This is a genomic window from Brachybacterium sp. Marseille-Q7125 (genome assembly GCF_023062615.1).
GTDB lineage: Bacteria > Actinomycetota > Actinomycetes > Actinomycetales > Dermabacteraceae > Brachybacterium.
Window position 1 is genome coordinate 1 of sequence record NZ_JALLAL010000030.1, and the last position, 11,716, is coordinate 11,716.

General features: G+C 69.7%; 11 protein-coding genes and 1 rRNA gene. 1 reads left to right on the forward strand and 11 read right to left on the reverse strand.

The genetic code is table 11. The features are described 5' to 3' along the window. A 16S ribosomal RNA gene (locus tag MU407_RS08790) occupies positions 1-60 on the reverse strand; the annotation flags it as partial. A 577-nt stretch (positions 61-637) separates the two neighbouring features. Continuing rightward, the gene (locus MU407_RS08795) at positions 638-1,351 is read right to left on the reverse strand and encodes a demethylmenaquinone methyltransferase (RefSeq protein ID WP_246956754.1); all 714 of its coding nucleotides are present in this window, start codon (positions 1,349-1,351) and stop codon (positions 638-640) included. A 122-nt stretch (positions 1,352-1,473) separates the two neighbouring features. On the opposite strand from MU407_RS08795, the gene serC reads away from it, so the two are divergent. After that, a complete protein-coding gene (gene serC / locus MU407_RS08800) occupies positions 1,474-2,631 on the forward strand; it encodes a phosphoserine transaminase (RefSeq protein ID WP_246956755.1) in 1,158 nt (385 codons plus the stop codon). Here serC and MU407_RS08805 read toward each other — a convergent pair. The 9 genes from MU407_RS08805 to MU407_RS08845 all read right to left on the reverse strand — a co-directional run bounded on the left by MU407_RS08805 (position 2,591) and on the right by MU407_RS08845 (position 11,678). Continuing rightward, a complete protein-coding gene (locus MU407_RS08805) occupies positions 2,591-3,217 on the reverse strand; it encodes a MarR family transcriptional regulator (RefSeq protein WP_233190978.1) in 627 nt (208 codons plus the stop codon). The genes serC and MU407_RS08805 overlap by 41 nt on opposite strands. Then, positions 3,214-4,710, reverse strand: a complete 1,497-nt coding sequence (locus MU407_RS08810) for an NCS2 family permease (protein WP_246956756.1) — start codon at positions 4,708-4,710, stop codon at positions 3,214-3,216. The genes MU407_RS08805 and MU407_RS08810 overlap by 4 nt, the downstream gene beginning before the upstream one ends. Positions 4,711-4,756: 46 nt before the next feature. Further along, the gene (gene nagB / locus MU407_RS08815; protein ID WP_246956757.1) at positions 4,757-5,554 is read right to left on the reverse strand and encodes a glucosamine-6-phosphate deaminase; all 798 of its coding nucleotides are present in this window, start codon (positions 5,552-5,554) and stop codon (positions 4,757-4,759) included. A 247-nt stretch (positions 5,555-5,801) separates the two neighbouring features. Then, positions 5,802-7,175, reverse strand: a complete 1,374-nt coding sequence (locus tag MU407_RS08820; protein WP_246956758.1) for an NAD(P)/FAD-dependent oxidoreductase — start codon at positions 7,173-7,175, stop codon at positions 5,802-5,804. 81 nt (positions 7,176-7,256) lie between these two features. Then, a complete protein-coding gene (locus MU407_RS08825; RefSeq protein WP_246956759.1) occupies positions 7,257-8,213 on the reverse strand; it encodes a Ppx/GppA phosphatase family protein in 957 nt (318 codons plus the stop codon). After that, positions 8,210-8,797, reverse strand: coding sequence for a DUF501 domain-containing protein (locus tag MU407_RS08830; protein ID WP_102237298.1), 588 nt, complete (start codon positions 8,795-8,797; stop codon positions 8,210-8,212). The genes MU407_RS08825 and MU407_RS08830 overlap by 4 nt, the downstream gene beginning before the upstream one ends. Beyond that, a complete protein-coding gene (locus MU407_RS08835) occupies positions 8,794-9,471 on the reverse strand; it encodes a septum formation initiator family protein (RefSeq protein ID WP_246956760.1) in 678 nt (225 codons plus the stop codon). The genes MU407_RS08830 and MU407_RS08835 overlap by 4 nt, the downstream gene beginning before the upstream one ends. 31 nt (positions 9,472-9,502) lie before the next feature. Further along, on the reverse strand, positions 9,503-10,786 hold the full coding sequence (gene eno / locus MU407_RS08840) for a phosphopyruvate hydratase (protein WP_102237296.1): 1,284 nt from the start codon (positions 10,784-10,786) through the stop codon (positions 9,503-9,505). Between the two features lie 67 nt (positions 10,787-10,853). Further along, positions 10,854-11,678, reverse strand: coding sequence for a MazG nucleotide pyrophosphohydrolase domain-containing protein (locus MU407_RS08845; protein ID WP_246956780.1), 825 nt, complete (start codon positions 11,676-11,678; stop codon positions 10,854-10,856). Positions 11,679-11,716 lie beyond the last annotated feature (38 nt).

Here is an 11,716-nt window from a genome sequence, read left to right on the forward strand (position 1 = left end):
TTGCATGTGTTAAGCACGCCGCCAGCGTTCGTCCTGAGCCAGGATCAAACTCTCCATGAAAACATGAAAAACAATAAATCCCAGCAAAAACAGACAAACAACCAGCATTACTGCTGTTGTCCATCAATAATTGCCATACAAAATATGGCATCAACAAACAGACACGCTATTGAGATATCAAACAACACGCGCACTCGGAAACCCGAGCCGATCAGGCTCTTCGCTCCGGGGCAACCCCACAAGGCTAAGCCAGCCATTCACCGCAAGTCAAACCGATCCGATGTGATCCGAACCGCTTCCCAACTCACGCCCTAGAGAAGCCAGCCCCGAACCAGACCCATCGGAACCAACTCTGCGAGCCGCTCCGATGCCCCGGTTCAGCGGGGCACGAGGAAGAACATTACGGGAGGTGGGCGAGAGGGTCAAGCTGGAAGCCCTGGCCAGAGGGGTGATGCCCGCTACATCTCGGCGAGCCGGTCTCAGCCCTGCGCACTTCACCGCCGCCCAGCAGCTCCAACGCCACCCCGGGAACAACAGCACGCTAGGGGACACACCTGCAGCGCGCTGCCCACACCAGCGGGACTTCCCCCGCACCCGCGTCACCTCACCCGGGCCGTAGCGCCTACGAGCCCGCCTCTCAGCTCTCGAGCACGGAAGCGTCGGCCACGCGCCCGCGGTGGAGCGCGACGATCCCACCGGAGAGGTTGCGGTGCTCAACCTGCTCGAGCCCCACGTCGTGGAACCACTCGCTGAGCTCTTCCTGATCAGGCCAATCGAGGATGGACTCGGCCAGGTATTCGTACGGGCTGGCCTCGTCCGTCACGGCAGAGGCTGCGACAGGGATGGCCCGCAGCAGGTACCGCTCATAGAGGACCCGGAACGCGGACCAGGTGGGCCGGGAGAACTCGCACACCACGACCCGGCCGCCCGGGCGCACCACGCGCGTCATCTCGGCCAGGCCCCGACGGGGATCCTGCACATTGCGCAGCCCGAAGGAGATCACCGCGGCGTCGAAGGTGTCATCGGCGAAGGGCAGGCGCTGGGCGTCGGCCCCCACGAACGGCACCGGAGCACCCCGTCGGCGTCCCTCCCGCATCATGCCGAGCGAGAAATCCGCGGCCACCACCCGGGCGCCTGTCTCCGCGATCGCCGTGGCGGAGGTTCCGGTGCCACCTGCTAGATCGAGGACCGCATCGCCCTCGTGCAGGTCGAGTGCATCGACCATGCGGTCACGCCACATGCCCACCTGCCCCAGAGCGGCGATGTCGTTCATGAGGTCGTAGCGCCGCGCGACACCGTCGAACATCGAGGCGACATCGGTGGGCTGCTTGTCCAGCTGGGCACGGCTCATGCTCCGATCCTCGCACGGGTGAGCCAGGCGGTGGACCAGCCGCGCCGCGATGGCGCGGCGCTGGGATGATGGACCTGTCGCCACACCCGGCGGCTTTGCCGTGACGCAGGAGGAAATCCACGATGACCGATGCCCGCACTGCCCGCGCCGACGCGATCCGCGCTCTGCAGATCCCCGCCGAGCTGCTGCCCCGTGACGGCCGCTTCGGATCCGGTCCCTCGCGCGTGCGTGATGAGCAGCTGCAGGCGCTGACCTCTGCGGGCCGCTCAGTGCTGGGGACGAGCCATCGGCAGGCACCGGTCAAGCAGCAGGTGCGCCGGATCCGGGAGGGCCTTCAGGCACTGTTCGACCTGCCCGAGGGGTACGAGGTGGTGCTCAGCAACGGCGGGTCGACGGCGTTTTGGGACGTAGCCGCCCTGGGTCTTATCAAACAGCGCAGCCAGCACTTGGTGTGCGGGGAGTTCTCTGCGAAGTTCGCCGCCGAGGCCACGGCCGCCCCACATCTGGCGGACCCCATGGTGCTGCGCAGTGAGCCCGGCACGCGGCCCGCCCCGGAGGCGAGCACGGAGGTCGATTCCTTCGCCTGGCCACACAATGAGACGTCCACCGGGGTGATGCTTCCCGTGCAGCGCCCCGCGGGGGCACGTGATGACCAGCTGGTGCTGGTGGATGCCACCTCCGTCGCCGGCGCCGCGAAGGTGGACATCACGCAGACGGATGCCTACTACTTCGCGCCGCAGAAGGCCTTCGCCTCCGACGGCGGGCTGTGGATCGCGATCCTCTCCCCCGCGGCGCTTGAGCGGGCCGAGCGCCTGGATGCCGCGCAGGACCGGTGGATCCCCGAGTTCCTCTCCCTCACTGCGGCGATCACGAACTCCCGCAAGGATCAGACGCTGAACACCCCGGCGGTCGCCACGCTCGTACTGATGGCCGAGCAGATCCAGTGGATCCTGGACCAGGGCGGCCTGGCCTGGGCCGATGAGCGAACCCGCACCACCAGTTCGCTGCTGCAGGAGTGGGCGGGGCGCCGGGAGGAAATCACCCCGTTCGTGGCCGATCCTGCGGCGCGCTCCCAGGTGGTGACCACCCTGGATGTCGATGCGCAGATCGATGCCACCGCGATCACCGCGGTGCTGCGGGCGCACGGCGTGGTGGACGTGGAGCCGTACCGCAAGCTCGGCCGCAATCAGCTGCGGATCGCAACCTTCCCCGCGGTGCCTGAGGAGGATGTGCGCGCGCTCATCGCGGTGCTCGATCACGTGCTCGACGCGACGGCCTGAGCTGCTGCTCGTCGCGCCGCTCGAGCAGGGTGCGGGTCAGCACCGCGCTCGCGGCCTCGATGTTCTCCCGCTCGGCCGGGCTCGCCGCGGCGATGCGTTCGCGCAGCCAGGCGTTGCGCTCCTCGCGTCCGGCCAGCACGGCCTGCACTCCGTGGTCGGTGAGGGTCACCCACACCTGTCGGCCATCCTCGGGGTGGGGGCGGCGCACCAGCAGATCCATCTGCTCGAGCCGCACCAGCATGCGGGTGATCACCGGTGGGCTGACGCGTTCGAAGGCGGCGATCGCTCCGGGGGTGGAGCCGCCGCTGCGGTGGAGGTAGGCGAGCACCGAGAACTGCGAGGCGGAGATGTCCTGTGAGGCGGTGCGGGTGCGCAGGATCCGCGAGGACACCAACAGCAGGCGCTGCAGGTCCGCGGCCAGCTGGATCGCAAGCTGATCCTCGGCGCCGCGATCTTCGGCAGCAGGTTCCGCGGCGCCACGTCCCTCAGCGCCCCGTTCCGTGGCTCCAGGCTCCGCAGCCCGAGATACCTCGCTCTGCAGCTCTGGGCTCCGGGCCCCGCTGTGCTTCGCGCCGCCGTCGGTCACGTCAGCAGTCCCTCGATCGCCCCGCGCAGGAAGTACGCCACGAACAGCACGGCGATGAGGTACACCAGCCAGTGGATCTCCCGCGCCTTGCCGCGCACCAGGCGGATCAGCACGAACATCACGAAACCGGCGCCCATGCCCACCGTGATCGAGTACGCGAAGGGCATGAGGATGATGGTCAGGAACGCGGGCAGCGCCACCTCGACGTCGGTGAAATCCAGCTCGGTGATCTGGGTCATCATGAGGAAGCCGACCATCACCAGCGCCGGGGTCGCCGCTTCGTAGGGCACCAGCGCCACCAGCGGGGACAGGAACGTCGTGAGGAGGAACAGCACGCCCACGACGATCGCTGCCAGGCCCGTGCGCGCCCCTTCGGCCACACCTGAGGCGGATTCGACGAAGCTCGTGTTGGAGGAGACGCCGCCGACGCCGCCACCGATCGCCGCGACGGAGTCGACGATGAGGATGCGCTGGGAGTGCGGGATATCCCCGTCGGCCGTGATCAGCCCACCGCCGGAGGCGACGCCGACCATCGTGCCCATGGTGTCGAAGAAGTCCGCCAGCAGCAGGGAAAAGACGATGACGCTCGCGCCGATCACCCCGGCCGCGGTGATACCTCCCCACGGGTCGACGGTGAACAGGGTCGCGAAATCGGGGATCTGGATGGGGAATTCGCTGACGGTGGGCACGTTCATGGCCCAGCCGCCGGGGTTCCCCGGGTCATCGGGCGTGGCGGGGGCATGGGCGCCGAGCCCCATGAACCGCTCGATGAGGATCGCCAGGACGGTGGCGGTGACGATGGAGATGAGGATGGCGCCGGGCACCTTGCGCACCCACAGCACGAGCATCAGCAGCAGACCGGTGACGAACACGAAGGTGGGCCAGCCGGTGAGGGATCCGTCATTGCCCAGCTGCACGGGGGTGGCCCCGGCGGCGGTGACGAAGCGAGCGTTGTACAGGCCCAAAAACGCGATGAACAGCCCGATGCCCACGCCGATTGCGGTCTTCAGGAACGGCGGGACGGCATCGAACACGGCCTTGCGGAAGCCGGAGAGGACCAGCAGGAGGATCACCACACCCTCGAGCACCACCAGGCCCATCGCCCCGCCCCAGGTCATGCCCGGCAACGGGACCACGGAATAGGCGAGGTAGGCGTTCAGGCCCAGGCCCGCCGCGAGCGCCAGCGGGAACTTCGCCCAGGCGCCCATCAGGATGCTCAGAACTCCGGCGATCAGCGCGGTGCCGGCGGCGACGGCGGGCAGGTTCGGCTCGGCGCCGCCGCCCAGGTATTGGCCGGTGGAATCCGGGACGGTGCCGATGATCAGCGGGTTCAGCACCACGATGTAGCACATCGAGAAGAACGTGACCAGGCCGCCGCGGATCTCACGGGCCAGGGTGGAGCCCCGCTCGGTGATCAGGAAGTAGCGGTCCAGCGCGGAGGGTTCGGCCGTCCGGGCGGCCGACGGGGAGGAGGAGGGGTCTGACTGCTGCATGGCCGAATCGTATCGACGATCCCCCGCGCCCCTCCTCCGCGCCCGGTCAGCGAGCAGCGGTGGAGGACTGCTCTGTCTCGAGAGTGTGCAGGTGGCGGTAGTAGTCGGCGAGCTCCAGGCGGGAGGCGGCGGCTTCGTCGATGACGACGACCACATCGGGGTGCATCTGCAGCATGGTCGCGGGCCAGCGGGCGCTCACCGCCCCCTCGACCATCTGGGCGATGGCCTCTGCCTTGTGCTCACCGCTTGCGGTCAGCACGATGCGGCGGGATTCGAGGATGGTGCCCACGCCCTGGCTGATGGCGCGCACAGGAACCTCATCGGCGGAGGTGAAGTAGCGGGAGTTGTCGGAGATGGTCTGTGGGGTCAGCCCCACCACCCGGGTGCGGGAGACCAGGGAGCTGCCGGGCTCATTGAAGCCGATGTGCCCGTTGGAGCCGATGCCGAGGATCTGCACGTCCACTCCCCCAGCCTGCTGGATGGCCTGGTCGTAGCGCACCGCTTCGGCCGCCGGATCAGCCGCAGCGCCGTCGGGGGAATGCACCTGTGCGGAATCCAGGTCGATGTGGTCCACGAAGTTCTCGCGGATGAAGCGGTGGTAGCTCTGCTCGTGATCGGCGGGCAGGCCAATGTATTCATCGAGCAGGTAGGCGCGGCTGCGGGCGAAGCTGAGGCCCTCCTCGCGGTGCCGACGGATCAGCTCGGCATAGGTCGGGACCGGGGAGGAGCCGGTCGCCAGGCCCAGGGTGGCGCCCTGGTCACCGGCGTCGCGCACAGCGCGTTCGAAGAGGTCGGCGACCACGCGGGCGCCGGCATCGGCGTCGGGGACGATATGGATCTGCATCGGGCTGCTCCCATCCGGGCACCGCGCCGACCCATCGGCCCCACGGTGCTCAATCATGCTCGTTCGGTGACGTCACCGAGCATACTTGCCGACGACGCACCGCCCGCGTCGCTGGTCCCGCGAGCACCGACGTCGCGCACGATCCACAGCACCGGGACCGACGACGGGGCGCCGCCGCGCTCGCTGCGCGACGGCGCCCCGTCAGTTCCCGGCGCGGCGAACCGCACCCGCGAGGCTCAGCCCCGGATCACTTCTTCTTCCCGGTGTTCGCGGCGTACTCGAAGGCCGCTCGCGGGGTCTCCACCTCCGGGATGCCGATGATGTCGCGGCGGGAGATGAGGTTGGTGGCCCAGCCGGCGATAACCGAGGCCTTCCGCCCCAGGGTGGGCATCGCGTAGACGTGGTACGCGCGGGCCATGGCCCAGGCCGGCAGGCCGCGCACATCGATCTTCTTGTCGCCCAGCGACACCAGAGCCACGCCCTTGTACATGCCCAGCGTCGCCATGACGCCGAGGTTCTTGTGGTAGTAGTCCACCAGCGGGCGGCCCTGCACGGAGCGGGCGATGTTGTCCGCCAGACGCTTGGCCTGACGCACCGCATGCTGGGCGTTGGGCGGGCAGAACTTGCCCTCGCCGGAGGCGAGATCCGGCACCGCGGCGCAGTCGCCGGCGGTGAAGACGTCGTCCAGGGGACCCTCGGCTCCGTTGACGCGCAGATCCGCGAGGGCCTGCACCTTGCCCATGAGCGGGCCGCGCTCGGTGACGACCGGCAGGTCCGAGAAGTCCGGATCGGAGAGCACCGGGTGGGGCTTGACGCCCGCGTTCCACACCAGCAGATCGGACTCGAACTCGTCGCCGTCGCTGGTCTTGATCACGCCGTCCTCAGCGGAGTTGAGGAAGGTCTCGAGCTTGACCTCGATGCCGCGCTCGCGCAGCTGGGCCAGCACGTAGGCGCGCTGCTCCTCGCTGAGCTCGGGGAAGATGAACGGCGCACCGTCGACGAGCACGAAGCGGATGTCGGAGGCATGCAGGTCCGGGTAGTAGCGCAGCGCGTCACGGACCATGTCCTCGGCCTCCGCCACAGCCTCGCCGCCGGCGAAGCCACCGCCGATGAAGGTGAAGGTGAGCAGGCGCTTGCGAGCCTTGGGGTCGCGGGTGGTCGCGGCCTCGGCGAGGTTGGCGAGGATGCGGTCGCGCACCGCGGTCGCCTCCTCGATCTGCTTGAAGCCGATGGCGTTCTCCGCCAGGCCCGGGATGGGCAGCAGGCGCGGCACGGCGCCCATGGCCACCACGAGATAGTCGTAGGTGATCTCGAGCTGCTCGTCATCCTCCGCGGTGACCACCACGGTGGAGTCCTGGGTGGAGATGCGGGTGACGGAGCCGGTGACGACCTTGGTGCCGGTGAGGATCTTGCGCAGCGGCGCGAGGACGTCGCGCGGGTGGATGCTGCCGGCGCCGACCTCGGGCAGGAACGGCTGGTAGGTCATGTAGGGGCGCGGGTCGACGACCGTGATCGCCACCTCCGCACCGAGGGTCTTACGCAGCTCGGACGCGGTCGTCAGACCGACGGAACCGCCTCCGAGGATGAGGACGTGGGGCTTGCCGCCGAAGTTGTTGGTCATAGGGCAAGAGTATGGCCGTCTGCCGGTCGGATCCAAAAACCCTCCAGGTGGCGGGATCCGGGTGAGAGCTGGGGCCGACGCTCAGCCGCGCCGCTCCAGCAGGTCCAGGGCGATGCCGTCGAGGATGTCGTGCTCGCTCGTGCGGACCGTGGTGATCGATGTCGCGGCGGCCACGCGGTCGATCACCTGCGACCAGATCAGCGCGCCGGCGCCGATGACGTCGATGCGCCCGGGGTGGATCAGGCGGTGGCGCGAGCGTTCCGCGCGGGTGGCGCCCAGCAGGCGATCGCACTGCTCGCGCATCTGCGCGGTCGTGATCTCCGCGCCGTGCGTGATGTCCGGCTGGTACTCCTCCAGACCGAGCGCGACGGCGGTGACGGTGGTGACGGTTCCGGCCACGCCCACCAGGGCGACGGTGCGCTCGAACGGGATGTCCTGCTCCGCGCGGTCCAGGGCCTGCGCAATGTCCGCCTGCGCCGCGGTGATCTGCTGCAGGCTCGGCGGGTCGTCGGCGAGATGACGCTCGGTCAGGCGCACCGAGCCGATGTCCAGGCTGATCGCATGGCTGGGGGTCTGCTCGCCGAGCACGAGCTCGGTGGAGCCGCCGCCGATGTCCACCACCAGGCGCGGCCCCGCGGGCAGTCCCTCGAGGGTGGAAACTGCCCCGCGGAAGGACAGCTCCGCCTCTTCGGGACCGGAGATCACTTCGGGGCGCACTCCGAGGATCTGCTCGATGCCCTCGATGAACACCTCGCGGTTGGCAGCATCACGCGTGGCGGAGGTGGCGGCGAAGCGGATGTCCTCAACCTCCACGCCGTGGTGCTCGATCAGGCGCGCGTAGCGGCGGGCCGCATCCAGGGTGCGCTCGACCGCGACGGGGTCGAAACGTCCGGTGCGGTCCACTCCGAGTCCCAGGCGCACCATCTCCAGGTGGCGCTCGAGGTCCACGGGGGCGGCGGTGGGGTCATCCCGCCGCGCGATCAGCAGGCGAATGGAGTTGGTGCCGCAGTCGATCGCGGCGACGGGGGCGCTGCTCATCGGGCGGACTCCGAGGCGTCCTCGGGCTGCAGGGCGGCCTGTGCCTGCTCAGAGGGCGAGGCCTCACAGCGGCAGCCGAGCTCACCGCCGGTGATGAGCTCGAGGACCTCATCGCCGATGGGGTTCACCCCAGGCCCCTCGGCGAGAGACTGCGCGGCCAGGGCATGCAGGCATTTCACCCGCGTGGGCATTCCCCCGGCGCTGACCTCGGCGACCTCCTCGGCCTCGCCGATCTCGGCGCGGCGCGCGAGGTACCGCTCATGGGCGCGGCGGTAGCGCTCCCCCAGCTGCTCGTCGGTGGCCACGCGCTCGCTGAGCTCGGCCATCATCCCGGTGGCCTCGAGCCGGGAGAGCTCGAGGGTGAGCCAGGGCAGGGTCAGGTAGAAGGAGGTGGGGAACGGGGTGCCGTCCTCGAGCCGCGGCGCCGTGCGCACCACGGCGGGGCGACCGCAGCCGCAGCGGGCGGCGATCGAGACCACGCCGCGCATGTCACGTCCCAGCTGCTCGCGCATTACGGCGAGGTCCTCGCTGCTGGCCGGGCTCTCCTGAGGCAGGGGCTCGCACGGCTGGGCGGGGCTGCTCATCGCTCCTCCTCGTCGGTTGATTCGGGCTCGTCGGGGATGTCCTGTGGGGTCAGGCGGCTGGATCCCTCGACGCTCTCCCACAGCAGGGTGAACCACTCCGCATCAGCGCGCTGTTCCTCGGCCTGCTGGGCGGCGGTCAGCGGGACGTCCCGGCCCGAGGTGTCGGTCAGCCGGTACTGGGTCTCGCCCGGCATCGCGAACAGCAGACGCTCCCGGGCGCGGGCCGCGACATAGGCGGGATCCTCCCAGCGCGCCACCTGGGCGCGCAGATCCTCAACCTCCCGCTCCTTGGCCGCTACCTCGGCCTCCAGCTCGGACAGCTGCTGGCGCTGGGTGACATAGGAGTTGACCGTGGGGACCAGTGCCGCGAGCGCCACGACCACAAGGGCGACGAGCGCCAGGGTGCGCCGTGTGATGGTGATCCCCGGCGCCTCCTGCTCGGGACCGCGGGGGCTGGTGCGGGCCGGTCGCGCGGCCGCGGCAGGTCCGCGCCGCCGGGCGCTCGTGGAGGGACGCGACCGTGCTCCGCTGCGCGTCGAGCCGCTGCGGGAGGTGCTGCCCGCGCGCGAGGTGCCGCTGGGGGTGCTGCCGGTGCGGGGGGCGAAGCGCCGCTGCCCGGACGCACCGACCGGGCGCCTGGCAGGTCGCGGGGCGCCCGGTCGTCTGCTGCTCATGCGGGAAGGATACGACCTCCCGCTGGGCGCATCAGAGTGCGAAACGCGGGAAGGCGGAGGCGCCCGCGTAGACCGCGGCGTCGCCCAGCTCCTCCTCGATGCGGATCAGCTGGTTGTACTTCGCCACGCGCTCGCCGCGGGCGGGGGCACCGGACTTGATCTGGCCGCAGTTGGTGGCGACCGCGAGGTCCGCGATGGTGGTGTCCTCGGTCTCGCCGGAGCGGTGGGACATCATCGAGCGGAAACCGTTGCGGTGCGCGAGGTCCACGGCGTCCAGCGTCTCGGACAGCGAGCCGATCTGGTTGACCTTCACCAGCAGGGCGTTGGCGGCCTTCTCGGCGATGCCGCGGCCCAGGCGCTCGGGGTTGGTGACGAAGAGGTCATCGCCGACCAGCTGGACCTTCTCGCCCAGCTGCGCCTGCATGGTCTTCCAGCCCTCCCAGTCCTCCTCGTCCAGCGGATCCTCGATGGACACCAGCGGGTAGTCGGCGACCAGGCCGGCGTAGTACTCGACCATCTCGGCGGCGGTCTTCTTCTCGCCCTCGAAGGTGTAGGCGCCGTCCTCGTAGAACTCGGAGGCGGCGACGTCCAGGGCGAGGGCCACGTCCTTGCCGGGCTCGAAGCCGGCCTTGCGGATCGCCTCGACGATGAGGTCCAGCGCCTCGCGGTTGGACTCGAGGTTCGGGGCGAACCCACCCTCATCGCCCAGGCCGGTGGCCAGGCCCCGGTCCTTCAGCACGGCCTTCAGGGCGTGGTACACCTCGGCGCCCATGCGGGTGGCCTCGGCGAAGGTGTCCACGCCGATGGGGGCGATCATGAACTCCTGGATGTCCACGTTGGAGTCCGCGTGGGAGCCGCCGTTGAGGATGTTCATCATCGGCACGGGCAGGATGTGCGCGTTGGGGCCGCCGACGTACTGGTACAGCGGCACGCCCGCGGAGTCCGCGGCGGCGCGGGCCACGGCGAGGGACACGCCGAGGATGGCGTTGGCGCCCAGGGAGCCCTTGTTCTTGGTGCCGTCGAGCTCGATCATCAGCTGGTCGATGGCGCGCTGTTCCTGGACGTCCATGCCCAGGATCTTGGGCTGGATGTCGGCGATCACGGCGGAGACGGCATCCAGCACGCCCTTGCCGAGGTAGCGCTCCTTGTCACCGTCACGGCGCTCGACGGCCTCGAACTGGCCGGTGGACGCACCCGAGGGCACGGCGGCGCGGGCGAAGATCCCATCATCGAGCAGGATCTCGACCTCGACGGTGGGGTTGCCGCGGGAATCGAGAATCTCGCGGGCGTGAACGGCATCGATCGAAGCTGCCATGGGCTGTTCCTTCCTTCGGTGTGAAGTTCCGTCACGGCCGGTCGGCGCTGACCGTCCACCCGCCAGTCTAGGGGGTGCGGCTGCGCGGATCGGCTGCGTCGGTCCCGGGGTGCGCGGCGAGCTGGGAGCGGGTGCGGCGCAGCAGGGTGCGCAGCGCGGCTTCCGGATCCACATCGCGGGCCTCGGCGGCGACCACGAGGTCCAGCAGGGCTCGGGCGATGTCCGCCCCGGCATCGGGTTCTTGAGCCGCGGTCTGCTCGGCGACGGCATCGGCGGCAGCGAGCAGCTCGGTCAGCCCGTCGGCGCTGCGGGAGCGGTGCACGGTCTTCGCGGCGGTCTGCAGGGCGGGCAGCTGCGCGGGGATGCCCGCGAACCAGGCAGCGCCACCCTCCGCTGCTGCGCCGACGGGCTTCTCCGCGGCTTTGACCGCGTGCCATTGGGCGATGATCTGCTCAACGTCCTCGCGGTTCTCGAGCGCCTGCTCGGTGTGCTCCCCGAACACATGGGGGTTGCGCCGTTCCATCTTGGCGACGAAGGCCCGCGCGACGTCATCCACATCCCAGGCCGGGTCCTCATCCTGACCCACCCGGGCATGGAAGAGGATCTGGAACAGCAGATCTCCGAGTTCATCGGGCAGGGCACGCGGGCCGTGAGAGGCGGGGTCCTCGATCACCTCGAGCACTTCGTGGGTCTCCTCGAGCAGGTACCGCGCAAGCGAGAGGTGAGTCTGCCGATGGGTCCAGGCATCCCCGTGCTCCCCGGCGAGCGCATCCATCACCTCCACGGCACGCAGCAGCTGGGCGCCGCGCGGCGCAGGCTCGGGCGCGGTGCCGGTCTCGGGCGCGGTGCCGGTCTCGGGCGCGGTGTCGTGGTCGGGTCGGGGAGCGTTCATCTCATCCACGCCTCGACTCTATGCGCCCCGCGGCGGGC